Below are 25067 nucleotides of genomic sequence, written 5' to 3'. Positions count from 1 at the left end.
AAATGAAAAAGGCGCAGGGAAGATACCCAACGCCTTTTAAATATTAATAATCCAATTCGATTAATAGGCTCGAATAGTCTTTCCTTCCATATAGTTTTTAAAGGCTTTATTAACCACCCATGTCCCCCCATTTGTAGGATAATCACCAGTAAAATACCAATCCCCAGTGTGATTAGGAATACAGTTATGCAGCGCATCTACAGTTTGGTAAATAACCTTTACTTCAGCGTTAATTTCTGGGGAAGTTACGATCTCGGCAATTTTATCTGAGATTTCTTCATCTGTAAATGGATCATATACCCGCTTTACAAAGTTCTCAGAGGCCCTTTGATTCGCTTGGCAAGCTTCATACACTTCCTCCATAATATTATCAATCTTTCGCTCTTTCAGCAAGGCTGTAGCTGCTCGGAAAGCGATAAAGTCCTTCATTCGGGACATGTCAATACCATAACAATCCGGGTAGCGGATTTGTGGAGCTGATGATACAATAATGATTCGTTTCGGATTCAACTTATCCAAAGTGGTCAAAATACTTTTTTCCAAAGTTGTACCCCTGACGATACTATCATCGATTACCACCAAAGTATCAACACCCGGTCTTACTACCTCGTAAGTCGTATCATAAACAGAACTTACCATGGTATCCCGATCGTCATCATTGGTGATGAAGGTCCGGAGTTTGACATCTTTGCTGACAAGCTTTTCAACGCGAGGTCGGAAATTCAACAATTCCTCTAAATCTCCCACATGAGGCTTTCCTTCCAAGAAAACCTCTTTTCGCTTGGCAACGAGATATTCTTCCAAACCTTCTATCATTCCCAAAAACGCTGTTTCAGCTGTATTTGGAATATAAGAGAATACCGTGTTTTTGAGATCAAAATCAATTGCTTTCAGAATCTGTGGAATAAGGGCCTTTCCTAGATTTTTTCGCTCTTGATAAATATCCGGATCCGTTCCTCTTGAAAAATAAATCCGCTCAAAAGAACAGGATTTTTTCTCACGAGCCGGCATGATTTCTTCTTCAGAGAAAGAACCGTCTTTATTCATCACCAAGGCATGACCTGGCTGAATTTCTTTGATGGCTTTGAAATCAATATTAAAAGCCGATTTGATTGCGGGTTTTTCGGAAGCTACGACAATGATTTCATCATCAGCATAATAATAAGCCGGGCGAATTCCCGATGGGTCACGAACTACAAAGCTGGATCCGTTTCCAATCAGGCCACACATGGCATAACCCCCATCAAAGTCTCGGCAAGATCTTCTTAGAATTCGAGCTACATCTAACTCATCCTCTATGAACTGAGTGATTTGCTCATTGGTATATTGATGCTTGTATTTGTCAAAGATCCGCTGGTTTTCCTCATCCAAAAAGTGACCGATCTTTTCCATTACCGTCACCGTATCGGTTTTTTCCTTGGGATGCTGGCCAAGCTGTACGAGTTTTCCAAAAAGTTCCTCTACGTTGGTCATGTTAAAGTTTCCGGCCATAACCAGATTTCGGCTTCGCCAGTTGTTCTGCTTGAGGAAAGGATGGCAAGTTTCTATACTGTTTTCTCCGTGGGTTCCATATCGCAAGTGTCCCAGCCAAACTTCTCCTGTAAACGCAATATTTTCCTTCAACCACTCGGCATCGCTCAGGCCATCATGTCCTCCTAGTTTTTTAGCCTTTTTGTACTTTTTGCTGATTTTTTCAAAGATGTAATTAACAGCTGAAGGCTCTATAGACCGGTATCGGCTAATGTAACGAGTACCGGGTTTAGTGTTGATTTTGACATTGGCTACACCTGCACCATCCTGACCGCGGTTGATTTGCTTCTGCATCAGGACATACATTCTGTTGGAAGCATAGGCAGGCGTACCATATTTATCAATGTAGTATTGGGGAGATTTGCGGAGCCTTACCATGGCTATTCCGCATTCGTGTTTAATTGCGTCACTCATTGACCGGGAGATAAGTTAGCGTGATGGTACAAAGGTACAGCAATTTAAAGGAATTTTGGGGCGAAAAGTTCAAATCTGAATTAGAGATTCAAACATTCCCTTCAAAGCCCTAAAATCGAAGCATCGTATAGCCTTGAGGAACGTAGGTAGTCGCCGTAGTTAGCATAGAATGAGCTACTTCCACACCCGGCCAAAGATCCTCTTTACTCAATTTCCGAAGGACCATGGATTGACCACAAACCAAGATGTCAGCTCCGGCTTCTTTCAAGGCATCAAAGACTTTCAAATTCGGATTATCCACCTTAAATCTTTCTTGATAGTTTTCATTTTTCAAAAGAGAGAAAATAGCCCCTCCATGTACGACCACTTTTACATGCAAACGCTCTTTGGGAACACCTGCCAATCCATGCAAATTCATCAGTCTAGCGACATTATCTACGTAGCGATTGATAGTTTCCGGCGTTTCAGTCCCAGAAATCAAATCGATTAGGATTTTGTATTCCAGTGTAGGATCAGGCCTTTCGGTCGCATCAGGAACTTCATAGATTCCCCCAAAACCCTTAACAATTGGAAAATGAGGGGTTTGGGCCTGAAGGCTTGAAAAACCAAAGAAAACAAGAAATAAAAGGGGTAATAATGCTTTTTTCATAGTGAATTGATTTCACCGAAAAATAGCCAAAATTCCTGTGTATCAATTCGCCATTAATAAAAAAACCTTCCCTATTTGGGAAGGTTTGGTGCGCATGAGAGGATTCGAACCTCCACGCCCATAGAGCACCACCCCCTCAAGATGGCGTGTCTACCAGTTTCACCACATGCGCGGATTAGGATTGCAAAAGTAGAAAGTGACGGCATCTGATGCAAACCCTTTCCTTCCTTTTGCCAAAATATTTTATCTGTAAATTTTACCCTCTGCAGCCAGCAAGGTATTGTACAAAAGTGAAGCGATCGTCATTGGTCCAACTCCTCCAGGAACAGGCGTGATCGCTGAAGCTTTCGCAGCAACTTCATCGAATTTCACGTCTCCAATTAGCCTAAAACCAGATTTCTTGCTAGCATCTTCGATTCGATGAATTCCCACATCAATCACCACCGCTCCTTCTTTCACCATATCAGCTGTCACAAATTCCGGCTTGCCTATCGCCACGATCAGGATGTCTGCTGTCTTTGTAATCTCAGCTAAGTTTTTGGTTCGGCTATGCGTCAGCGTCACCGTAGCATTTCCGGGATATTCATTTCTAGCCATTAGAATACTCATCGGGCTTCCTACGATATGGCTTCGGCCAATTACCACGCAGTGCTTTCCGGAAGTTTCGATTTCGTAACGCTTCAGCAATTCCACAATCCCATAAGGTGTAGCTGCTACATATGCCGGCCAATTGAGCGTCATTCTGCCTACATTGGCAGGGGTAAATCCATCCACATCCTTTTTGGGCTTGATTTTATCAGTTACCCGGTCAACAGAGATATGTTTTGGAAGCGGCAATTGTACGATCAAGCCATCAATTTCAGGATTGTTATTGATGTCTTCCACCACGCGAAGCAATTCACTTTCGGATACGGTTTCTTCCAAACGTACCAAAGTAGATTCAAAGCCCACCTGCTCACAGGCTTTCACCTTTGCTCCTACGTAGGTTTGGCTAGCTCCATCATTTCCTACTAGCACCGCAGCCAAATGCGGGATTTTTCCACCCTCAGCTTTGATTTCGGCTACCCGCGCAGCAATTTCATTTTTTATGTCTTGTGAGGTTTTTTTACCGTCGATGATAATTGGCATTACTGATTATTTTTAAGATCAAACAAAATTAGAAGTACGAGATACGAAGTACGGACATCTCAAAATTCGGTTCATTTTTTAAATTTTGAACGAGCAGTTTTCAAGCTAGCAACGGTTATCGAGATTAATTGATCAACTTCTTTAAGTAATCTCTCAAATTCTTGACTTAAACTCTCATCTCGGTTTATACTTTGAAGAAGCTCAAGGAAGAATTGGCTTTCATCAGCTTCTTCTTCCACTATTTTTAACTTGTTAATAAAATCAGCATTAGATTTTGCTCTCATTGCAGCCCTATAATTTGCAGCAATTGAACTTGAACACCTAAGCAGCTGATTCACATAATTATTAAATTCTCTGGAATGAGGTAATTTTGAACACAACTGCCAAACATCAAGTGCAAACTTTTTTGTTCTATCTTTTAATGCTTGGCTCATTTTAACCTTAAGTTCAAATACTCTATCCCACGTATTTCGTATTACGTACCTCGTATTTCTAATCGAGCTTCAACACCGCCATAAAGGCCTCCTGAGGAACCTCGACATTGCCGACTTGCCTCATGCGTTTCTTTCCTTTTTTCTGCTTTTCAAGCAATTTACGCTTACGGGAAATATCACCACCATAACACTTTGCCAAGACGTTTTTACGCAAAGCCTTAATTGTTTCTCGTGCAATAATCTTGGTTCCGATAGCTGCCTGAATTGCAATTTCGAACATTTGACGAGGTACCAATTCTTTCAACTTTTCACACAATCGTTTGCCCCATTCATAAGCTTTGTCCCGGTGAACGATGGCAGATAAAGCATCTACAGGCTCCCCGTTAAGCATGATATCCAACCGAACCATGTGGGACGGCTGGAAACCTTTTAATTCATAATCTAGGGATGCATAACCGCGGGATATGGTCTTCAACTTATCGAAGAAGTCAAATACAATCTCTGCCAATGGCATATCAAACTGCAACTCGACACGATCGGATGTCAGATAGACCTGATTCTTAATTTGACCCCGTTTTTCCATACACAACTGAATCACTGGACCGACATATTCAGCCGCAGTGATGATGGAAGCTTTTACAAAAGGCTCCTCAATGTGCTTGTATTTATTGGGATCAGGCATGTCAGACGGAGCATTAATAACCTGATAGGTATCATCATTCATCAAAGCACGGAATTGTACCGAAGGAACCGTTGTGATGACGGTCATATCAAACTCCCGCTCCAAACGCTCCTGAACAATTTCCATGTGCAACATTCCCAAGAAACCGCATCGGAAACCAAAGCCCAAAGCTGCAGATGTTTCGGGCTCCCATACCAAGGATGCATCATTGAGTTGCAACTTTTCCATGGAGGCCCGCAATTCTTCAAATTCAGAGGTATCTACCGGATAGATCCCAGCAAATACCATGGGCTTCACGTTTTCAAAACCTTGAATGGCTTTTTCACAAGGACGCTTCGTATGCGTGATCGTATCACCAACCTTAACTTCCTTGGCGACCTTAATGCCGGATATGAGATAACCTACGTTCCCGGCACTCATAGATTGCTGCGGGATTTGGTTCAGGCCAAGAATACCGATTTCATCGGCATCGTATTCACGTCCAGTATTGACGAATTTAATTTTATCTCCTTTTTTAATCGTTCCGTTGAAAATACGGAAGATTACTTCCACGCCACGGAATGAGTTGAATTCCGAATCAAAAATCATGGCCTGCAAAGGTGCCTCTGGATCTCCAGTTGGAGCTGGAATTTTCTCTACAACGGCATTCAGAATATCCTCGATCCCGATTCCTTCTTTTCCGGAAGCCAAAATAATATCCTCCCGATCACAACCGATCAAATCAATTACCTCATCGGCACGAAGTTCTGGATCAGCACCCGGCAAATCGATCTTATTTAGGACAGGAATAATCTCCAGGTCATGTCCCATCGCCAAATACAAATTGGAAATGGTCTGGGCTTCAATACCTTGGGATGCATCTACAATCAACAAAGCCCCTTCGCAAGCTGCAATCGACCGGGAGACTTCATATGAAAAGTCCACGTGTCCAGGGGTATCGATCAAGTTGAATGTATACTCTTCCCCCTTGTAATTATATTTCATCTGGATCGCATGGGATTTGATCGTGATTCCTCGTTCACGTTCCAAATCCATATCGTCCAATAATTGATTTTGCATCTCTCGGTCAGTTACCGTATTGGTAAACTGTAACAACCTATCCGCCAGTGTACTCTTCCCATGGTCAATATGGGCGATGATACAGAAATTTCGTATGTTTTTCATAGTCATTCAGGGCGCAAAAGTAGGGAAAAAGAAGGAGAATTTATGAGTAATACAGTTGAAATACAGCTTAGACAAAGTACAAAAGAAATACAGTGGAAATACAACCACTTCGCTTTTTGAAATAAACCTTCGGCGAAATAGGCTTTACGCTAAATGACTCTTCTGGGCAGTTTTATTTCATTCATCGAAGGTGGATTTATTTCAATAGTATTTCTATGGTATTTCCCTCTCTAACTGTTTACTTTTAATTTTACCTCATAAACAAAACCAATTCATGCAATCCATCGCCGACAACAAAAAGTCCCAAAACATAGCCGAATACATCATTTATCTCTATCAGCAGGAGGATTTAATCCGCTCTTTCCAAGGGAATCTGGAGGAAATTCGACAGTATGTAGTGGCTCATTTTCCAGTAGAAGAAATGGAGAAAGAAGGGATTTTTAACTGGTATCGGGATTTTAGAAATCAGATGGAAAAAGAAGGGATTCTGGAAAAAGGTCATCTGGAGGAAACTCAAAAACTGGTACAGAAGCTTTCCCAAATCCACTGGCAACTGCTTAAATCTGATAAAACTTATTTTGAAACCTATAAAAAAGCTAAACCGCACATCTTACAGGCTATTCTAGATGCAGAAGGAAAAGATCTGGGAAATGAAATCCAAATCTGCCTAAACGGGATCTATGGCCTCTTGCTTTGCCGATTATTGGGAAAGAAAGTTTCGGAGGAGCAATTGAAATCCGCAGAAGCTTTTGGAGAGGTTCTAAGTTTATTGAACCTAGTTTATCAGCAGGAAAGAATTTCCAGAAATTGAAAGATTGGAAAATTGGAAAATTTGTTGCTTGATTGTTAAATCTTTCAATCCACCAAGAATTCCCACACACTTCGATAGCCCCCCTTTTCCTCAAAATAAACCAAAAGGGAATCAAAGAAGGAGTTGCTAGCCAAGGTACTGCTGTCTCCGATCAGGACCAGCTTGCGCTTGGCGCGGGTCAGGGCCACATTCATTCGGCGCTCATCGGCTAGAAATCCGATCTCTCCCCGCTCATTGGAGCGAGTCAGGGAAATCAGCATCAAATCCCGCTCCTGTCCTTGAAATCCATCCACCGTATCGATGGTAATCAAGTCTGAAAAGGTCTTCAGATTCGGAAAATCAAAGGTTTCAAAAATCAAATGTCTTAAATAACGGACTTGGGCTGAGTAGGGCGCAATTAGGCCAATCGTCCATTGATTCTCTTTGATTTTTCCTACTCCAATCCGCTTGATCAAATCCTCCAAATAACGACAGGCAAATCGTGCCTCCTCAGGGTTGAAGGTACTCAGGCTTTCCTCCTCCTGCCTGTCAGAAAATCCAGCACCTGCGGTATCAATCCACTCGAGCACCGGTTCATTTTCAAAAAAATGAGATTGAGTGTTTTCTGCTGCTTCTAATTTCCCTCCATAGAAATATTCGTTTGAAAAGCCCATAATCTCCTCCTTCATACGATATTGAACTTGAAGCATGTGAGCCGATTGAGGTTTTCGCTGTATTACTTTTTCGAAAAGTGTTACTTCTAACCCTGATTTGGCAGCTTCATATGATTTAATTGTAGGCGGAAGTTGAAGGTGATCTCCAGCAAAAACCACTTTCTTGGCTTTCAAGATGGGAATCCAAGTGGCTGCTTCCAAGCCCTGGGCAGCCTCATCGATAAATACCACATCAAAGGTCATTCCCCTCAAATGAACCGAAGAAGCCCCGACCAAAGTACTCGCAAACACCTGCGTTTTTTGAAAAATATCATAGGAGATATATTCTTCCAGATGTTTGGCGGCTTCCCGAATTCTACCCACCTCATCAAAAAGCAATTTTCGTTGTCGTCGCTCTTCCGGACCAAAGTTTCGTTTGTATTGCTTGGCCAGTTTCAAGTACTGATCAATTTCCTTTCGGAGTTTCTTCAAGTCTCGAAAACTTTCATGAAAGGCTGTTTTGGCGTCCAGGGTTTGGTTTAAAATCTTTTCCTCCACCCGAGCAGGATGACCTATCCGAAGCGTATTGATTCCCTGATCTGTCAATTTTTCTACTAACAAATCTACAGCAGCATTGCTTGGGGCACAGACTAAAACAGATTGCCCTAGTTGAACTGCTTCAGAGATGGCCTGAATCAAGGTAGTGGTTTTCCCTGTCCCCGGAGGTCCATGAATGACTGCAACATCTTTTGCTTCCTTTACCTTTTGGCAAGCCTGATTTTGGGAAAAATTTAGCCCCGCTCTAACTTCTTCTTTTTGACTGGTAAACGAAGGTGGCCTGTCTCCCAAAAGAATATCTCGCAATTCCATTAAACGGACATTCTCAGGCTTGATCACTTTTTTCAAGGCAAATTCCATCTCCCGATAGCTTCCCTCATCAAAGAGTAAATCCACTCCCAACCTGCTGCTATCCATCCATTCGGGAAGTTCATCCACTTGCAGTGTCACTACCATGGAATCTTTTTTCACCTGATTGATTACTCCATTTACACGATACTCTGATTTGGTATAACCTTCTTGTGTGGAGAAAAATGCGACAGATTTACCGGATTGAAAGGCTGAGTTTTGAGATGAATCTAGTTTTTCAATTTCAACCAAAAGCCGCTCTCCCATTCCGATTTTAGCTTTTTTGACCTGAATAGGATGCCAGCTAATCCCTTCTTTTTTCTTGTCAGCGAGAGATGTATTCAGGAACTTCTTTTTGTATTGGGATAAGTCTTCTTCCCATTCCAAACGTAAAAGTTTTAGACCTTTTTTTAATTCCTCCGTGACTTTGTCCATCAATCCGTATTTTGTAAGCGAAACTAATCAAAAGCAATAGAGTTTTCTGCTAATTTTTATTCATGAATTTCCTCGCGCATGCATTTCTGTCCTTCGGAAAAGAAAAAATCCTGGTCGGGAATTTTATTGCTGATTTTGTAAAGGGAAAGCAGATAGAATCCTTCGAAAGGCAAATTAGAACCGGAATTCAATTGCATCGAGAAATCGATCTTTTTACGGATTCCCATCCATTGGTTAAAGCTGCCCAATCTTTTTTGAGACCAAAGTTTGGGCATTACTCCTCTGTTATTACAGATGTCTTTTTTGATTATTTCCTAATCAAAGTTTGGGATCAGTTTTCAGCAAAGGCTTTGGAAAAGTTTATTGAGGAAGTATACGAAACCTTAGACCGGTATTCCTTGATTTTCCCACAGAAATTTGCCGGCATGTACCATTGGATGAAAAAAGAAAACTGGCTTTTGCAGTATGGTGAAATTCAAGGAATCCGAAGAGCACTAACCGGAATGGCCAAACGAACCAATTTCGACTCTAAAATGGAGGAAGCCCATTTGGCTTTGCTTGAAAATGAGAATGAATTTGAGGTGATTTTTTTCGCTTTTTTCAAGGAATTGGAGAGTTTTGCCTACCAGAAATTAATCGAACTGGAAAAACAAGCATGATTGTCATCAAACCGAAAGGCTCCACCTATTTCTCTTTAGGGCTTATAGTCCTTATTTTAATAGCAGGCCTAATCATGATTCTTCGGGATTTCGCATACAAGGGAAGTTTTGGGCTTTGGTTTTACCTAATAGCTGCATCCATCATCACGGTAGTTTTGTTGATGCTACTTGTTAAAATGATGGCTGGCTTTCGGTTTATTACAGCCGGTAGAGACCAAATTATCCTCAAATTGCCGTTAAGAAGTTTTCAGAAGGCTTATCCTGTTTCAGAAATCCTTGCTTGGGAAGAGGAAATTTTAATGGCTAATAAAAAAGAATTCAGACAACTGACCGTTGCATTTTCCGATCAGCAGTCGTTTTCCGTGTCTAATCATGAGCACAAGTCCTATACTGAATTGGTAAAATATCTTCGCAAAAAAGCCCCAAAAAAAGAAGTCAAAAACAAAAAAGCCTGATTTCTCAGGCTTCTTTTTATCGTTGATTTCTAAAATGCTTATCGTAGAGTTGAATACTTTCAGTGATAATTCGTAAGGCTTCCTCTTTACCCAAAAAGTCCTCCACCTTTACTTCCTTGTTTTCCAGTTTTTTGTAATCCTCAAAGAAGCGATGCACCTCTTTCATCAAATGAGGAGGTAGTTCATCAATATCATTGATGTAATTGACGGATTGGTCACCGGCAGCAACGGCAATGATTTTATCATCAGCTTCTCCCCCATCGACCATTCGCATAACACCGATTACTTTGGCTTCAACAAGGGTCATGGAAGGAATATCAATCTGAGAAATAATCAGGATATCGAGCGGGTCATGATCCTCACAATAGGTTTGGGGAATAAAACCATAGTTTGCCGGATAGTGAACAGCGGAGAACAACACGCGGTCCAACATCAGCATACCTGATTTTTTGTGAAGCTCATATTTCCCTTTACTTCCTTTTGGAATTTCCACAACGCCCATAACGATTTCAGGAGCGTTCTTTCCGATATTTACATCGTGCCAAGGATTAATCATACGGATTTGTTTTGTTGAGAAAAAGTTTGGTGCAAAGATAGGCTTTCATGTTCAAAAGCCCAGCCTTGCTTAAAAATTCAATGAAGGAAGAACTACTCGAACGGTTGTGCCTTCATTCAAAATAGACTCTAACTCAACATTTCCTCCTAATTGTTCGACGGCCTCTTTTACCATGTACAAGCCAAGACCTGTCCCAACATTTTTTTGGGTTGCCCGGGTAAACAAATTAAATACTTCAGGATGGTGACGATCTTCAATTCCAATCCCATTATCCTCCAACATAATCGTGGCATTTCCATCCCGAACATCAACCGTTAAGGCAATTCTTTTTTCCCCTGGCTCATTTTTCTGAAACTGTACGGAGTTGGAAAAAAGGTTATTCAAAATCACCCGAATCTTGGAATCATCAGAGAAGAACTCCTCGTTTTGGGTGACCTGTACCTCTACATGAAAATGGGTCAAATCAAATTTAGCCCGATAGGCTTCCATCTGTTGATCAACCACTTCTTTGAAATCGATGGCTACGACCTTGTGGTCAATTTTAGTGGACCGATAAAAGTCTAGCATCTTGTAGATGAAATCATCCAACTTGGTTGTAGCCGAATCAATCATTTCAAAAAACTCAAGCACGTGAGGATCTTGAACCTCCATTTTTGCAAGTTTGGAAACTCCAGAGATACTCATCAAAGGTCCCCTTAGTTCATGAGACAAACTGTACACGAACTGGTTCATCTCCGTGTGCAGTTTTTGGAGTTTAATATTCTTCTCCCTGAGCTCTTGTTTCATGAAGTAAATATCAGCAGCATTTTTAATGGAGTTTTTGATCTGCTCGATATTCCATGGTTTGTCGATGAATCGGTAGACTTCGCCTTTATTTATCGCATCAATTACAGAAGCGATATCCGAATAACCAGTCAAAAGAATCCGGATAGGATCCGGATTAATCTCAATCATTTTCTCAAAAAATTCAGTACCCGTCATCCCCGGCATTCGCTGGTCGGCAATCACGACATGAATTTCCTCTTCCTGCACAATCTTTAGCCCTTCAAAAGCATCAATGGCAGTAAAAATTTTGAAATCTCTTCTTAATGTTGCTCTAAATGATTTGAGGTTATTGTCCTCATCATCGATGTAAAGCACGCGAATATCACTACTATTCATGCTTGACGTTGCTTTGGTGGACTGGTAGCGTAATGATAAAAGTTGTTCCTTTGCCGACTTCAGTTTCTACCTCCATCGTTCCTTTATGATTCTCAATTATAGAATAAACTATTGAAAGCCCCAAACCTGTCCCTTTCCCAACTGCTTTGGTAGTGAAGAATGGTTCGAAAATACGCTGTTTTACATTCTCCGGCATCCCTGGACCATTGTCTTCAATCTCGATAGACACCATATCTCCCATAGATCGGGTTCGGATTTCAATTTTTGGATCCTTGATTTCATCAATGCGGTCGCTCAAGGCATGTACCGCATTGTTGATAATGTTCATGAACACTTGGTTGATTTTCCCCGCTAAACATTCAACCATTGGCAATTCTCCGAATTCTCTAACAATTCTGATTTTACCTGGAATAGAGCTATTCAAAAGAATAAGCGTACTGTTGATTCCATCATGCAGGTCAACTTTTTTCACATCCTGTTCATCCACACGGGAGAAAAGCCGGAGACCCTTTACAATTTCAACCGTACGCTTAGCACCTTCTTCCATCCCCTTGAGTAGCTGATTAACTTCCTCAAGCACATAATCCAATTCCAATTCCTCCTCGAGGTCAGCAGCTTTCTTCTTGGACCCTTCCTGGAATTCTTTTTGCGCCGTTTCACGATAAAAATCAATGACTTCCATTATGTCATTGATATCACGTTTCAATGGTGTGATATTGGAACTTACAAAGTTGATCGGGTTATTGATTTCATGCGCAATGCCAGCAGTCAACTGACCAAGGGAGGCCATTTTTTCCTGGCTTACCAGCTGGCTTTGGGTATTTTGGAGATTTCGAAGAGCCTGTTCCAATTCATCCGTCCGCAATCGAACTTTCTCTTCCAATAAGGTATTTTGCTCCCGTACCAATTCTTCGTTTTCCTTCAAAACCTTCAAGCGTTCGGCTTGCTCTTCTTCCTTTTCCTTTTTCAGGATATTGATCTTATCAGCAAGTGCGAAAGAAAGCAGTAAAGCCTCAAAGGTTGAACCGGCCGTAAACACATAGTTTGTGAAGAAATTATGTGGAAGGATATTCAAATCACTTAAAAGGAAAACAATCATGCTACAAATCAGCAAAAACCAAGATGCTAAGAAGAATTTGGCAGGACGATAACCTTTTTTGAGACTATAAAAGGAAATTGACAATAAATAAAAAGGAACTATTCCCAAAAAGATTTGAAGAAATCTGAATTTTAATTGGCCAATACCGATATCAATCAAAAAGGAGAATAAAATAAAAAAATAAACACCAATGATTGCTCTACCTAATGAAAATACTTTTCTATTAAAGTCTTTTATCTTAAGGAATTTAAGAGAATAGTAAATACCAACAATATTCACAATTGAGGTACTAATATAAAAACTATAATTCCTCATATAGATACTACTTGGCCATAAGTAACTATCTATATATCCCCCCAAAATTCCTTGGGTCAATCCTACGAAGAAAATGTATGAAATATATAAACCATATATATTATCTTTGGTAGACACCCAAAGAAAAAGATTATAAAAAAACATTGCGAAAACAACCCCAAAATAAATCCCGAAAAATAAATTCCTTTCATCTATTGAAAAAGAATAATCGGACTCTGAAAGGATTTCAATTGGTATATTATTGTTTCCAAAACTAGAGACTTTTAAAAATAAGACATCTCCATTAAACCCATCTAAATCAACAAAATTAAAGAAACTATCATAATTTTCTTTGGTATAATTCAACCTACCCGTTTCCTTATATAAATTTCCAGCTTCATCAAAAACCTCAATACTATTCAACATTGGGTTTGGAAGAGATAGAAATTTATTTTGTTTTGTTTTTTGTGTTTCGTTTAATTCAATTTTTATCCAAAAAGGCTCGTCAGAATAACCCAAAGAAAGATAATTTTCCTCCGATTTATTATAATCATTATTTGATAGATCAATAAGACTTTTAATGTCTTGATGCTGTTCTGATAATTTATACCATCCAATAAATGAAAAATCTTCATTCTCTTTTTGTTGGCAAGAAATCAAAACAGATACAAAAACTAATAAAAATATACTTTTTCTAATCATTCTATATAAGATGTATATTCTAGAGAGATATTTCTTCCTCTATAATTTTCATTAATCAAAAGGCGTTTATTATTTCGTATTTCAAATATTGATTCACGATGTTCTTCAGAAGTTTTTGGAAGATTAACAGCATCATGAAGTTTCATAGCTGTAGCTATTAAATCCAATTTAGGGTAATAAAATGTACCATTATTACCAACTTCAGTCAAAACTTCATATCCCATTTCTAAACCTAGCTTTACGGTCATGGGAGCGAATAATGCATACAAGGAGGTTAAACCAAGTTTTGGAGTTAAAGCTAAGCATGCTTTTGACATAAAAATTGCCCCAATCCCTAAGCCAGTGACTTTTCTAGAATTCCATAAACCACAAATCTCCCCAGTTCCAGCATCTAAATCCTTATTTATAACATCCTTTATGCTGCTATCTAACTCCTCAATAGCCTCGACCATTGGAAGAGGAAATTTATCATTTGCTTTATGAATCCTTGCCCCACCATAAACCATGTTATCCTCACTGGATTCTACAATTACTACAATCACATCAGGATTAAACATCCAGTCGTTATTGGCGGAAGTGACTTTTTTCACACCAATACTTTCTAGTACCATACGATGCCCTTCAATGAATTTCTCGCATCGTTCCCGATCATCAACCGCCCTAAATGCAATCAATCGAAACATTCCTTCAAATTAATATAAGAGTTTCTCTTACGTCCCTTCGATAAGATCGCATACTTGGCTCTCCTGCGTAATTTAGCCTGAACATAAAAATTTCTTCCATTCCTTCCTGTACTCCATAGAGTTTTTTTAAGGACTCATAATGATTTGCAATCAACTGCACTTCCCGTTCCTCAAACCCATGGTCATTTTCCCGTTTCAAAAGCTGAAAAATAAACAAGGATGCAGTTACCGGCTGGAAGCTTATTCCTAGAAGGTTGGCTTTGATCCAAATGCGTTGTATGATTTTTCCAGCTTCTAACAAGGCTTGGGGTGTATATTTTTTACTCTGTAGCAAAAATATGGCCGAGCTTGCCATCAAGGTAGAATGGGATATTTTAGTCAATCCATATCCCATCAAAAATTTTCTAAAAAACTTAACAGTTCGGGGGTCTTTCAATAAGCCCATTGCTGCTTTTTCAGCACCACTTAGTTCCAATGTGGCAATATCAATCCCATCTTTGGTTTCTTGGGCTTCTTTATTATTCCATCTCAGTTCATGAATAAAGTCTTGCAAGCCTTGCTCATGAAACAATCGCATCCGATCCATCCCCCCCAAAACTTCTGAAAGCTTTTCTAAATCGCTTTCTTCGGCAAGGAAATCCAAGTTCATCCCATCTTCAGCTGCATAAGCGAGAAGCATTTCCAATTGATCTGGTTCCAGAAGCTTTCTTTTGGGATTTTTTCGATTGGTACATCGAATAGCAACTCCCTCATACAAATCCAGGTGAGGGACGTCCAGAGATTGATTTTGTTTACTAACAAGTCGGATACTCGCAATCAAATCATCTTCAAACTCTTGGATTTGGGAAATGATCTCGATTTCAATCCCATGTTTCCCACAATAAATTCTCAAATTTTCAAGCGCAGCCCCAAAAGCAATTAGAGATCCTGTACCCTTGTAGTCAAGCAAAGAATAGCTTCGCTCCTTATCATGGAATAAATGAAGAACTCCGCGTTTGTCCAATACCCATATCCAAGGCTGAATATTCCCTCCAGATGGCGCTAAATTGGCAAAGGAGAGCATTTCCTCGAGTTCTTTTTCGGAAGGCAAATAACCAGAGGGGAGAATATCATCAGGAATGCACTCTTTGAAATCTCCGTTCTTCACTTTTTTTGGAACTTCAGATTCGATTTCTTCAAGCGTTTCCAAATGGATGATCTCGTCCAAATCCACGTAATAACGACCCGATTTAACTGGATCTCCCAGAAGCAGTTTTCTTCCCACATGGGCAACTGAAGCTCCTCCCAAAAAAACGGCTGAAGCTAACTGAGGCCAATTACTGATGGTCTGCCCTACCTCTAATAAAGATGCTTTCATTCGAGGGGATAGAGTTTCAGTTCCGGTAATTTTTAAACCGACCCCTATTTTTTGTTGATTCGTGAGATTTTTTAGTGAATTAAGATCGATGTTCCCCATTAAGCCATGGAAAATTGGACGGTCAGGTTCAAGATCAAATCGCTCCACATCCAACATCCCTCGATCAGAAGTATCCATTAAAACGGGAATCCCATAAGACCTGGCTTTCTGACGAAGCAAAATCTTCATATCCAGACTGTCACATTCATCGATCACCAAATCCAACTTTCCGTTCTTGGTTAAAAAATCATCAATGTTTTCTTCAGTGACCCCTTCTTTGAATAAGCTAAGATTCAAGTATGGATCTATCTCAGAAATCTCCCGAGCAGCAATCACAGACTTTTCAAGACCTAAATTTGTGACCCCTGTTTTTAGCCTATTTAAATTACTGAGCTCCAAGGTGTCAAAATCTGCAAGCCTCAATTCTCCACAACTTCTTTCCAAAGCAATTGCAAGTGCGATACTTTGACCAACTGACAACCCTACTACACCTACCTTTTTGCCAGCTAAGGTTTCTTGTTCTTTTGGAGTTATTTTATAGTTATTCCGAATAGTCCGGATTCGAATAAATTCCTTTTCAGGAAGTAAATGCACCAAGTGGTTTTTCCAAGGGAAATAAACCCAGTTTCCATAAGTTTCTCGATTCTCTTTTCGAAAAAATTCCTCAACACCCTCAGACAACTCTTCTGGAGAAAATGTCTTATTTGGAGAATCTGCTTTGATAAGATCTTTTACTTGGCTTTCAATCTCATCCACAATTACGACATACTGCATCTCCTTCAATCGCAAAATCTCCTCAAGATGCTGAGGTAATTTTGGATCAAGAAATACAGGATAAGCCTGCCCTGCCAAATTAATCTTCGGTGAAGCTAGCATGAATTGAGCATAAATGGGTGATATGCAAGGTAAAGTTAGTTTTTGATTTTGATTCTCAAATCAATTTCTAATTTAATTTTAAATGTTAATTGATAAACTAAAAAGGGAAAATGAAAAACTGTCGCCGTTTGTTTTTGACAAGAAAAAATAATTATTTGGGGAAATTTTAATTCGTACCCTGTTGGGCTTAGAAATGGAAGACAAGAAAGAAGAAAAAATCAAAATTCTTTATGTGGATGATGAAGAAAATAATCTTCAAGCATTTAAGGCCACTTTCAGAAGAGATTATAAGATCTTTTTAGCTATTTCTGCCCAGGAAGGCCGTGAAATTCTGGAAAAAGAGGATATTGAAATTATCATCACAGATCAACGGATGCCTGAGCAAACAGGTGTGGAATTTTTAGAATCCATTATCCCAATTCACCCAAGCCCTATTCGAATTTTATTAACTGGGTATACGGACATTCAAGCCGTAATTGATGCAATTAATAAAGGTCAGGTATACCATTATCTTACCAAACCTTGGGAGGAAGATTACTTACGAACTGTGATCAAAAATGCTTACGAAGTTTTTTCACTTCGTAGAGAAAACGAACGCCTGACGCAAGCTTTGATCAAAGCCAATGAGCAATTGGAGTTTTTATTGAGACAAAATTTGCTTTCCTAAATCAATACCGAGCTGCCAACAGCAATTGTAACTCTTTGTGGGTTAGGTCGAATTTCCTAGCCAAATAGGCATTGGTTAGACTTCCTCTATACGTATATACTCCCCTCAGGAACCAGCGGTAATTAAAAATCATCTCCTCTGCTCCTCCCAAATCCGCCATTTGCAAAATGATGGGTGTAAAAATATTTGATAAGGAATAGGAGGCTGTACGGGAAACTCTGGAGGCAATATTGGGTACACAATAATGGATTATATCGTGTACAAAATAGATAGGATCTTCGTGGGTAGTCATCCGAGCTGTTTCAATACAACCACCCTGATCGATTCCCACGTCAATGATTATGCTTCCATGCATCATATTGGCCACCATCTCCTCATTAACCACGATCTTATTCCTGCCTTTTTCGGCACGAAGCGCACCAATTACCACATCTGCCTCAGCTAGCGCCTGAGTCAGGGTCAAATTATCAATGGTTGAAGTATATATCTGCTGTCCTAGCAACTGCTTCAACCTCCGTAATTTGTAAATATGATTGTCGAATACTTTGATATTTGCTCCCAAACCTAACGCAGTCCGAGCGGCATATTCTGCCACAGTTCCAGCACCAATGATGACTACCTGCGTCGGAGGCACCCCAGTCACTCCTCCCATTATTAGTCCTTTGCCATCGTTAACACTCGAAAGGTACTCAGCCGCTATAAGCATCACTGTACTGCCAGCAATCTCCGACATAGCCCGAACAACAGGCATCCCTCCTACCTTATCTTCTAAGTATTCAAATGCAATGGCAGTAATCTTTTTGGCATTGAGGGCTTCTATAAATTCCCGAGTTTGTCTTCCAATCTGCAAAGCAGAAATCAAACAGCTTCCGGGATTCATTTTATCGATTTCTGATAAATCAGGGGCATCAACTTTTAGAACGATTTGAGCCTTGAGAGCTTCTTCATGAGAATAAACCACCTTGGCACCTGCATCTGAGTAATCCTGATCTGAAAATTTCGAGGCTTTACCAGCACCTGTTTCGACGACCACTCCCAGACCATTATTAGTCAAAAGCCCTACTGCCTCCGGTGTTAACACTACCCGTCGCTCTTCCGAAGATTTTTCTTTAGGAATGCCAATAGTGATGGAACGTTTTCCTTTTTGAACCACCGCGGGAGCTTCCTTTGGAAGAAGGCCAGCAGCTGCAATTTCTTTGATTTCGTTAGGCATCTTGGAAATGTTCTAAAGTGATTTTTCGGCTTGATGGGCTCTGATACTCAATTTTTACATGTAGAAAATGTTCCGGGATATACGCTCCGAGTTTTTCAGGCCATTCAATCCAGCAATAATTTCCACTATAAAAATACTCTTCTATTCCGATATCCAAAGCTTCATCAGGATCTTCTAATCGATAAAAATCAAAATGATAGATCGATTCTCCAGTTTGAGTTTCATAATGGTTAACCAGTGAAAACGTAGGACTACTGACTTCATCCACTAAACCCATTTTATCGGCAATCATACGAATCAAGGTAGTTTTACCCGCACCCATTTCACCTTGGAACACCCAAATTTTCTCCTCAGAAGCTTCCTCAATAAGCCATTGAGCAATTTCTTCTAAGTCCTTCAATTCATATACTCTTGATATCAAGGCTCTCTATTTTGGTCTCAGATATAGAAAAGGAACAATCATTTCCTCCAAAGATACACCACCGTGTTGGAAAGTGTCCTTGTAATAGTTGACATAGTAATTATAATTGTTGGGATAGGCGAAAAAATAATCCTCAACAGCAAAGACATACGTACTGGAAACATTCAGTCGAGGAAGTTTTGCCTCTTCGGGTTTTGAAATCTCAAATACTTTTCCAGGTTCAAAACTCAGGTTTTTACCCTGTTTATAGCGAAGGTTTGTCGTTACATTTTTATCCCCAATAATCCGATAAGGTTTATTCACCCGTTTCGTACCATGGTCTGTTGTAATAATTACTTCAGCTCCAGCTTGCTGTATTTTTTTGAGCATTTCAAAAAGTGTGGAATGCTCAAACCAACTCCTGGTTAAGGATCGATAGGCTGATTCGTCAGGTGCCAATTCCCGGATCATTTTCATATCTGTTCGGGCATGAGAAACCATATCCACAAAATTATAGACCAATACATTCAGGTCATTTTGGAGCATGTTATGAAATTGGTCTAAGGCACTTTTCCCCTGATTGGCTTGAAGGATTTTTGTATAGGAAAATTTACAATTGAGGCGATTCTTTTCGAGATTGATTTTCAACCACTCCTCCTCATAATTATTTTTCCCTTCATCTGAATCCTCGTTTTCCCAATATTGAGGATAAAAACGGGCCATATCCAAAGGCATCATTCCGCTGAAAAGCGCATTCCTTGCAAAAGCGGTTGTGGTGGGCAGAATACTGTAATAGGTTTCTTTCTCTTGGATGGTAAAATAAGGAGTCAACAATGGCTCCACGTCCTCCCACTGGTCCAGCCTCAAATTATCAATAACAATGAAAAATAAGGGTGTTCCATTTTTGATTCGTGGAAATACTTTTTTTCGCATTACCTGATGAGAAAGTAAGGGCTTTTCAGCATTTCGTTCATCCATCCAATGGATGTATTCCTTTTTGATAAATCGGGCAAAATTCGAATTTGCCTCGGTTTTTTGGGTTTCAAGAACCTCTTGCATACTCTTATTCTCAGTCTGGTCGATTTGAAGCTCCCAATACGTGAGTTTTTTATAGATAGTCGACCAATCTTCATGATCCTCGGCTTCCCCCAAAGACATACTGATATTCATGAAGTCCTGCTGATAACTCAGCGTGGTTTTTTCTTCAATTAATTGCCTATTCTGTAAGATTTTTTTTACAGAAAGCCATATTTGACTGGGATTCAGTGGTTTAATCAAGTAATCGGCTATCTTTCCTCCAATCGCGTCATTCATGATTTGCTCCTCCTCACTTTTGGTGATCATCACCACCGGAATCTGAGGTTTGATCTGTTTGATCTGTTGGAGTGTTTCCAGTCCAGTCATCCCCGGCATCATCTCATCCAAAAAAACCAAGTCAAAAGACTCCTTTTCTATTTCTTCAATGGCATCTACCCCAGAATTGACTGTGGTTATTTCATAGCCTTTTTGTTCTAAGAATAATATATGTGGCTTGAGCAAATCTATTTCATCATCTGCCCAGAGGATGCGTGCTTTTTGAGACATACCGATTTCTGATTCTTTTAAAATTATAATTACTTTTGGGTAAACAAAACAGGCCTCCTTGAAAAGCCAGAAAATACTCAATGATCCCGTTTATGGTTTTATCACGATTCCGAGTGAATTGATTTTTGAGATCATTGACCACCCTTACTTCCAGAGATTACGCCGGATCAAGCAATTAGGTTTGACAGACTTCGTATACCCAGGCGCCTTGCATACCCGATTCCATCATGCCTTGGGCGCAATGCACCTTATGCAGATCACATTGGAAAATCTCCGTAATAAAGGAACAGAAATCAGCGACAAAGAATTCGAAGCGGCATTGATAGCCATTCTTTTGCACGATATCGGTCATGGACCCTTTTCCCATGCGCTGGAATACAGCCTGCTAAAAGGGGTTCCCCATGAAAAACTCTCCCTGATGATCATTGATCTATTGAATCAAGAAGTGAGTGGAGAATTGGATTTGGCTTTGAAAATTTTCAAAAATCAATACGAACGGAAATTTTTCCATCAATTGGTATCGAGTCAGTTAGATATTGACCGATTAGATTACTTACAAAGGGATTGCTTTTTTACTGGGGTTTCAGAAGGTACTATCGGAGCTGATCGCATCATCAAAATGATGGATGTGAAAAATGATCAAATCGTAATTGAGGAAAAGGGAATCTATTCCATTGAGAATTTCCTGAGTGCAAGAAGGTTGATGTACTGGCAGGTTTACCTCCACAAAACGACTGTCAGTGCGGAGAAAATGCTAATTAATCTGATCCAGCGAGCAAAAGACCTAAAATCAACAGGCGTTTCCTTTCCTGTTTCAGACGAATTTAATTTTTTATTAGAAAACAACTTACAATTGGCTGATTTCGAAGGAAATCCAGCATTGTTGAAGATCTTCTTGGAACTGGACGATTTTGATATTTGGGGAGCCATCAAGCTTTGGAAAAAATCTGAAGATTACGTACTCAGAAATATATCCACCATGTTTTTAACTCGGAACCTTTTTAAAATTCAACTTAGCAATGACCCTTTTGAGGAAGATGCATTGGAAGCTTCTCGATTAAAAACTATACAAAAATTAGGAATCCCTGAAAAGGATCTGAATTATTTCTTTTCAAGTGGCTCCCTAAGCAACTATGGTTACCTGGCAAAAGATCGGATTTCTATTTTAACTAAAAAAGGCAATGTAGTGGATGTGGCTCAAGCAGCTGACCTGCCAAACATCAAAATCATGAGTAAAATCGTGAAGAAATACTACATATGTAAAGCCAAAAACCTAATTTAGATCACTAAACCCAAATTTGCTGTATGGAATTCACCTTAAGGCAACTCGCTGATCTCCTCGGCGGCAAAGTAGAAGGAGACGAAAACGTCACAGTAAATCGACTGGACAAAATACAGGAAGGAAAACCCGGGGGAATCAGTTTTTTGGCAAATGAAAAATACGAACCCTACTTATACCAAACCGCTGCTTCAGCAGTAATCATATCAGAAGGATTCCAGCCAAATAAACCCTATCAAACCAATCTCATAAGGGTAAAAGATGCTTATTCCAGCTTTACTCAGATCCTTGAAACCTATTCACAATTCACAAAAGCCTCCTTCCAAGGGGTAGAAGAACCTAGCTACATGGATCCGAGCAGTCAAATTGGGGAAGGTCATTACCGAGGAGCATTTTCCTACATTGGGAAGAATTCACAAATCGGAAATCAAGTGAAGATCCACCCCCATGCCTTTATCGGAAATCAGGTAAAAATCGGGGACCATTGCATCATCCATGCAGGAGCAAAAATATGTGATGGAACAATCATTGGAAACCACTGCGAGATTCATCCGGGAGTAGTAATTGGCTCCGACGGTTTTGGTTTTGCACCTCAGGAGGATGGCTCATATAAAGCGATTCCTCAAATCGGAAATGTGATCTTGGAAGATTGGGTTAGTATAGGCGCAAATACCACCGTGGATTGTGCTACCATGGGATCAACCATCATCCGCAAGGGTGCAAAAATTGATAATTTGGTTCAAATAGCCCACAATGTAATTGTTGGTGAAAATACAGTAATCGCTTCTCAGACTGGAATTTCTGGATCCACTGAAATAGGTAAAAACTGTGTTATTGCCGGCAAAGCTGGGATAGTCGGTCATTTGAAAATTGCTGATAACACCACAATTGGTGCGAATACGGGTATAAGTAAGTCGATCAAAAAACCTGGACAGACCATTTTCGGATACATCGGTTTGGAGATGAAGCACTTTTTAAAATCCTACTCAATCTTCAAAAATCTGGAGGACTTGGAAAGCCGAATCAAAGAACTCGAAAAAAAGCCTTAATTTTGCGGCCCAACACAATCCAATTGGTTGATTAACAAATGAAAGTAAAACAGCATACTATAAAAAAACAGGTGGAACTTTCCGGTGTGGGCCTACATACTGGTGTGATTTCCAATATGACTTTTCTACCTGCCCCTCCTAACCACGGCATCAAATTTCAGCGAGTTGACCTTGAAGGCAGACCTACGGTGGATGCAGACTGCGACTTGGTGGTTGACGTTTCACGCGGAACTACCCTAGAGCAAAACGGTGCCCGGGTTTATACTGTCGAACATGTATTGGCAGCCTTAGTTGGGTTGGAAATAGACAATGTATTGATCCAATTGGATGGGCCTGAACCTCCGATTATGGACGGATCTTCCATTCAGTTTATTGAAGTTTTGGAAGAAGCTGGCTTGGAAGAACAAAATGCCCTTCGACGATTTTTTGAAGTTCAGGAAAGCATTCAGTACAAAGATTCATCTCGTGAAGTTGAGATGGTCGCGCTTCCTACGGATAATTACCGAGTGACTGTAATGGTGGATTATAATTCTCCAGTATTAGGAAGTCAACATGCATCCATTACAGATATCAGCCAATTCAAATCTGAAATCGCTTCTTGTAGAACTTTTTGTTTTCTACACGAATTGGAAATGCTTTATAATTCTAACCTAATCAAAGGGGGAGATTTAAACAATGCGATTGTGGTAGTCGATCGCGTCGTTGAAAAAGAGGAATTGCAGCATCTCGCAAAGATGTTCAACAAACCTCATGTGGAAGTCAAAAAAGAGGGAATCTTAAACAACGTAGACCTACGATACCGTAATGAACCTGCCAGACACAAATTATTGGACGTGGTAGGCGATTTGGCTTTAGTTGGGAGACCATTAAAAGCTCAGATTTTGGCGGCAAGGCCTGGACATGCAGCGAATGTGGCATTTGCTAAAAAGATCAAGCGAGCAATGGAGAAATCCTCCTCTTCCCATATTCCCTACTATGATCCAAAGCTGCCACCGGTAATGGATATTAATCAAATCAGCAACATCCTTCCTCATCGATATCCATTCCAACTTTTAGACAAAGTCATCTACTTGGATGATACTGTAGTCGCTGGCGTGAAGAATGTCACCATGAATGAACCATTCTTTTTGGGGCATTTTCCAGGAAACCCAGTAATGCCCGGAGTGTTACAAGTGGAAGCAATGGCTCAAACAGGAGGGATTTTGGTCCTAAGTACCGTAGACGATCCTGAAAACTATTGGACCTACTTCTTAGGCATTGAAAACTGTAAATTCAGAAAAATGGTCCTTCCTGGGGATACACTCATATTTAAATGTGAACTACTGGCTCCAATCCGACGTGGAATCGCAAAAATGAAAGGGGAAGCCTATGTAGGTAACACGCTCGTTTGCGAAGCAGTGATGACAGCTAGTATAACTCGAAAGGAATCATGATTAGTCCACTTGCACACGTCAGCCCGGATGCCAAGATCGGCAAAAACGTGAAGATCGATCCCTTCACCATGATCCATGAGGATGTAATCATTGGGGATGATACTTGGATTGGACCGAACGTTACTATTTTCCCAGGTGCCCGCATTGGGAAAAAATGCAAAATTTTCCCCGGAGCAGTAATTGCCGGGATTCCGCAGGATTTAAAGTTTCAAGGTGAAGAATCAACCGTAGTCATCGGAGACAATACCACCATTCGGGAATGTGTAACAATCAGTAGAGGAACTGTCGATAAGCAGACCACTGTCGTGGGAAGTAATTGTTTACTGATGGCCTATGTACATATAGCTCACGATTGTGTGATTGGTAGCAATGTTATCATTGCAAACTCCGTTCAGATTGCAGGACACGTTTCCATCGATGACTGGGCAATTGTTGGCGGATCAAGTGCGATTCATCAATTTGTGAAAATCGGAATGCATGCCATGATTTCTGGAGGTTCTTTGGTTCGGAAAGATGTGCCTCCTTTTACAAAAGCTGCACGAGAACCTCTTTCCTATGCGGGTGTCAATTCGCTAGGTTTAAGAAGAAGAGGTTTTACCTCAGAAACGATCTCCCATATTCAGGAAGTATACCGGTATCTTTTCTTGAATAGCATGAATAATTCAAGAGCACTAGAAGAAATTGAGGTCAATTTACCTGCGACGAAGGAACGAGATGAAATCTTAAACTTCATCCGCTCTTCAGAAAGAGGGGTCATGAAGGGTTATATTAACTAA

The 25067-nt window shown here is 40.2% G+C and carries 22 protein-coding genes and 1 tRNA gene; 8 read left to right on the top strand and 15 right to left on the bottom strand.

The window, feature by feature from the left end:
* Positions 1-60: 60 nt before the first annotated feature.
* From HWE15_RS13790 to lepA, 6 genes are all read right to left on the bottom strand, one after another.
* Complete coding sequence (locus tag HWE15_RS13790; protein ID WP_290508127.1) at positions 61-1944, bottom strand: amidophosphoribosyltransferase; 1884 nt, start codon at positions 1942-1944, stop codon at positions 61-63.
* A 109-nt stretch (positions 1945-2053) separates the two neighbouring features.
* A complete protein-coding gene (locus HWE15_RS13785) occupies positions 2054-2593 on the bottom strand; it encodes a DsrE family protein (protein WP_290508126.1) in 540 nt (179 codons plus the stop codon).
* Positions 2594-2679: 86 nt separating this feature from the next.
* Positions 2680-2765 (bottom strand) — tRNA-Leu (locus HWE15_RS13780).
* A 71-nt stretch (positions 2766-2836) separates the two neighbouring features.
* Positions 2837-3721 (bottom strand): bifunctional 5,10-methylenetetrahydrofolate dehydrogenase/5,10-methenyltetrahydrofolate cyclohydrolase, encoded by an 885-nt coding sequence (locus HWE15_RS13775; RefSeq protein ID WP_290508125.1) that lies wholly within the window; start codon positions 3719-3721, stop codon positions 2837-2839.
* A gap of 71 nt (positions 3722-3792) precedes the next feature.
* Positions 3793-4155, bottom strand: coding sequence for a four helix bundle protein (locus HWE15_RS13770; protein WP_290508124.1), 363 nt, complete (start codon positions 4153-4155; stop codon positions 3793-3795).
* Positions 4156-4213: 58 nt separating this feature from the next.
* The gene (lepA, locus tag HWE15_RS13765; protein WP_290508123.1) at positions 4214-6001 is read right to left on the bottom strand and encodes a translation elongation factor 4; all 1788 of its coding nucleotides are present in this window, start codon (positions 5999-6001) and stop codon (positions 4214-4216) included.
* A gap of 274 nt (positions 6002-6275) precedes the next feature.
* Between lepA and HWE15_RS13760 the strand changes: the two genes are divergently transcribed.
* Positions 6276-6812, top strand: a complete 537-nt coding sequence (locus HWE15_RS13760; RefSeq protein WP_290508122.1) for a DUF4924 family protein — start codon at positions 6276-6278, stop codon at positions 6810-6812.
* Between the two features lie 44 nt (positions 6813-6856).
* Here HWE15_RS13760 and HWE15_RS13755 read toward each other — a convergent pair whose 3' ends face one another.
* Positions 6857-8785, bottom strand: coding sequence for an AAA domain-containing protein (locus HWE15_RS13755; RefSeq protein ID WP_290508121.1), 1929 nt, complete (start codon positions 8783-8785; stop codon positions 6857-6859).
* Positions 8786-8847: 62 nt separating this feature from the next.
* On the opposite strand from HWE15_RS13755, the gene HWE15_RS13750 reads away from it, so the two are divergent.
* Entirely contained in the window at positions 8848-9444 is a 597-nt protein-coding gene (locus HWE15_RS13750; protein WP_290508120.1) for an ACP phosphodiesterase, read from the top strand.
* A complete protein-coding gene (locus tag HWE15_RS13745; protein ID WP_290508119.1) occupies positions 9441-9899 on the top strand; it encodes a hypothetical protein in 459 nt (152 codons plus the stop codon). Before HWE15_RS13750 ends, HWE15_RS13745 begins: the two co-directional genes overlap by 4 nt.
* 16 nt (positions 9900-9915) lie before the next feature.
* Here the strand turns inward: HWE15_RS13745 and HWE15_RS13740 are convergent, their stop codons facing one another.
* The 5 genes from HWE15_RS13740 to HWE15_RS13720 all read right to left on the bottom strand — a co-directional run bounded on the left by HWE15_RS13740 (position 9916) and on the right by HWE15_RS13720 (position 16666).
* Complete coding sequence (locus HWE15_RS13740) at positions 9916-10455, bottom strand: inorganic diphosphatase (protein ID WP_135069071.1); 540 nt, start codon at positions 10453-10455, stop codon at positions 9916-9918.
* 69 nt (positions 10456-10524) lie between these two features.
* Positions 10525-11616 (bottom strand): hybrid sensor histidine kinase/response regulator, encoded by a 1092-nt coding sequence (locus HWE15_RS13735; RefSeq protein WP_290508118.1) that lies wholly within the window; start codon positions 11614-11616, stop codon positions 10525-10527.
* On the bottom strand, positions 11609-13711 hold the full coding sequence (locus HWE15_RS13730; protein ID WP_290508117.1) for a 7TM diverse intracellular signaling domain-containing protein: 2103 nt from the start codon (positions 13709-13711) through the stop codon (positions 11609-11611). The genes HWE15_RS13735 and HWE15_RS13730 overlap by 8 nt, the downstream gene beginning before the upstream one ends.
* Positions 13708-14394 (bottom strand): hypothetical protein, encoded by a 687-nt coding sequence (locus HWE15_RS13725; RefSeq protein ID WP_290508116.1) that lies wholly within the window; start codon positions 14392-14394, stop codon positions 13708-13710. Before HWE15_RS13725 ends, HWE15_RS13730 begins: the two co-directional genes overlap by 4 nt.
* A 4-nt stretch (positions 14395-14398) precedes the next feature.
* Positions 14399-16666: an Rv1355c family protein gene (locus tag HWE15_RS13720; protein ID WP_290508115.1), complete on the bottom strand. Its 2268-nt coding sequence runs from the start codon at positions 16664-16666 to the stop codon at positions 14399-14401.
* Between the two features lie 193 nt (positions 16667-16859).
* On the opposite strand from HWE15_RS13720, the gene HWE15_RS13715 reads away from it, so the two are divergent.
* Positions 16860-17333, top strand: coding sequence for a response regulator (locus HWE15_RS13715; protein WP_290508114.1), 474 nt, complete (start codon positions 16860-16862; stop codon positions 17331-17333).
* A gap of 1 nt (position 17334) precedes the next feature.
* Here the strand turns inward: HWE15_RS13715 and HWE15_RS13710 are convergent, their stop codons facing one another.
* From HWE15_RS13710 to HWE15_RS13700, 3 genes are read right to left on the bottom strand one after another with little or no spacing between them, the layout of a single operon-like run.
* Positions 17335-18546: an alanine dehydrogenase gene (locus tag HWE15_RS13710; RefSeq protein ID WP_290508113.1), complete on the bottom strand. Its 1212-nt coding sequence runs from the start codon at positions 18544-18546 to the stop codon at positions 17335-17337.
* Complete coding sequence (gene tsaE / locus HWE15_RS13705) at positions 18539-18967, bottom strand: tRNA (adenosine(37)-N6)-threonylcarbamoyltransferase complex ATPase subunit type 1 TsaE (protein WP_367204005.1); 429 nt, start codon at positions 18965-18967, stop codon at positions 18539-18541. The genes HWE15_RS13710 and tsaE overlap by 8 nt, the downstream gene beginning before the upstream one ends.
* 6 nt (positions 18968-18973) lie before the next feature.
* Positions 18974-20530 carry a PglZ domain-containing protein gene (locus HWE15_RS13700; RefSeq protein WP_290508112.1) on the bottom strand — a complete coding sequence of 519 codons (1557 nt, stop codon included), beginning with the start codon at positions 20528-20530 and terminating at the stop codon, positions 18974-18976.
* Between the two features lie 58 nt (positions 20531-20588).
* On the opposite strand from HWE15_RS13700, the gene HWE15_RS13695 reads away from it, so the two are divergent.
* From HWE15_RS13695 to lpxA, 4 genes are read left to right on the top strand one after another with little or no spacing between them, the layout of a single operon-like run.
* Positions 20589-21812: an HD domain-containing protein gene (locus HWE15_RS13695; RefSeq protein ID WP_290508111.1), complete on the top strand. Its 1224-nt coding sequence runs from the start codon at positions 20589-20591 to the stop codon at positions 21810-21812.
* Positions 21813-21835: 23 nt separating this feature from the next.
* Positions 21836-22858, top strand: coding sequence for a UDP-3-O-(3-hydroxymyristoyl)glucosamine N-acyltransferase (gene lpxD, locus HWE15_RS13690; RefSeq protein WP_290508110.1), 1023 nt, complete (start codon positions 21836-21838; stop codon positions 22856-22858).
* Between the two features lie 38 nt (positions 22859-22896).
* On the top strand, positions 22897-24291 hold the full coding sequence (locus HWE15_RS13685) for a bifunctional UDP-3-O-[3-hydroxymyristoyl] N-acetylglucosamine deacetylase/3-hydroxyacyl-ACP dehydratase (RefSeq protein ID WP_290508109.1): 1395 nt from the start codon (positions 22897-22899) through the stop codon (positions 24289-24291).
* A complete protein-coding gene (gene lpxA / locus HWE15_RS13680; RefSeq protein ID WP_290508108.1) occupies positions 24288-25067 on the top strand; it encodes an acyl-ACP--UDP-N-acetylglucosamine O-acyltransferase in 780 nt (259 codons plus the stop codon). The genes HWE15_RS13685 and lpxA overlap by 4 nt, the downstream gene beginning before the upstream one ends.

The sequence above is a fragment of the Algoriphagus sp. genome (assembly GCF_013373065.1).
Lineage (GTDB): Bacteria > Bacteroidota > Bacteroidia > Cytophagales > Cyclobacteriaceae > Algoriphagus.
This window is presented reverse-complemented; position numbering and strand designations above follow the sequence as displayed.

What these genes read in the sequence shown, in the direction of transcription:
- HWE15_RS13790 (WP_290508127.1), bottom strand. Translation starts at nt 1,944, where the DNA reads ATGAGTGACGCAATTAAACACGAATGCGGAATAGCCATGGTAAGGCTC.
- HWE15_RS13785 (WP_290508126.1), bottom strand. Translation starts at nt 2,593, where the DNA reads ATGAAAAAAGCATTATTACCCCTTTTATTTCTTGTTTTCTTTGGTTTT.
- HWE15_RS13775 (WP_290508125.1), bottom strand. Translation starts at nt 3,721, where the DNA reads ATGCCAATTATCATCGACGGTAAAAAAACCTCACAAGACATAAAAAAT.
- HWE15_RS13770 (WP_290508124.1), bottom strand. Translation starts at nt 4,155, where the DNA reads ATGAGCCAAGCATTAAAAGATAGAACAAAAAAGTTTGCACTTGATGTT.
- lepA (WP_290508123.1), bottom strand. Translation starts at nt 6,001, where the DNA reads ATGAAAAACATACGAAATTTCTGTATCATCGCCCATATTGACCATGGG.
- HWE15_RS13760 (WP_290508122.1), top strand. Translation starts at nt 6,276, where the DNA reads ATGCAATCCATCGCCGACAACAAAAAGTCCCAAAACATAGCCGAATAC.
- HWE15_RS13755 (WP_290508121.1), bottom strand. Translation starts at nt 8,785, where the DNA reads ATGGACAAAGTCACGGAGGAATTAAAAAAAGGTCTAAAACTTTTACGT.
- HWE15_RS13750 (WP_290508120.1), top strand. Translation starts at nt 8,848, where the DNA reads ATGAATTTCCTCGCGCATGCATTTCTGTCCTTCGGAAAAGAAAAAATC.
- HWE15_RS13745 (WP_290508119.1), top strand. Translation starts at nt 9,441, where the DNA reads ATGATTGTCATCAAACCGAAAGGCTCCACCTATTTCTCTTTAGGGCTT.
- HWE15_RS13740 (WP_135069071.1), bottom strand. Translation starts at nt 10,455, where the DNA reads ATGATTAATCCTTGGCACGATGTAAATATCGGAAAGAACGCTCCTGAA.
- HWE15_RS13735 (WP_290508118.1), bottom strand. Translation starts at nt 11,616, where the DNA reads ATGAATAGTAGTGATATTCGCGTGCTTTACATCGATGATGAGGACAAT.
- HWE15_RS13730 (WP_290508117.1), bottom strand. Translation starts at nt 13,711, where the DNA reads ATGATTAGAAAAAGTATATTTTTATTAGTTTTTGTATCTGTTTTGATT.
- HWE15_RS13725 (WP_290508116.1), bottom strand. Translation starts at nt 14,394, where the DNA reads ATGTTTCGATTGATTGCATTTAGGGCGGTTGATGATCGGGAACGATGC.
- HWE15_RS13720 (WP_290508115.1), bottom strand. Translation starts at nt 16,666, where the DNA reads ATGCTAGCTTCACCGAAGATTAATTTGGCAGGGCAGGCTTATCCTGTA.
- HWE15_RS13715 (WP_290508114.1), top strand. Translation starts at nt 16,860, where the DNA reads ATGGAAGACAAGAAAGAAGAAAAAATCAAAATTCTTTATGTGGATGAT.
- HWE15_RS13710 (WP_290508113.1), bottom strand. Translation starts at nt 18,546, where the DNA reads ATGCCTAACGAAATCAAAGAAATTGCAGCTGCTGGCCTTCTTCCAAAG.
- HWE15_RS13700 (WP_290508112.1), bottom strand. Translation starts at nt 20,530, where the DNA reads ATGTCTCAAAAAGCACGCATCCTCTGGGCAGATGATGAAATAGATTTG.
- lpxD (WP_290508110.1), top strand. Translation starts at nt 21,836, where the DNA reads ATGGAATTCACCTTAAGGCAACTCGCTGATCTCCTCGGCGGCAAAGTA.
- HWE15_RS13685 (WP_290508109.1), top strand. Translation starts at nt 22,897, where the DNA reads ATGAAAGTAAAACAGCATACTATAAAAAAACAGGTGGAACTTTCCGGT.
- lpxA (WP_290508108.1), top strand. Translation starts at nt 24,288, where the DNA reads ATGATTAGTCCACTTGCACACGTCAGCCCGGATGCCAAGATCGGCAAA.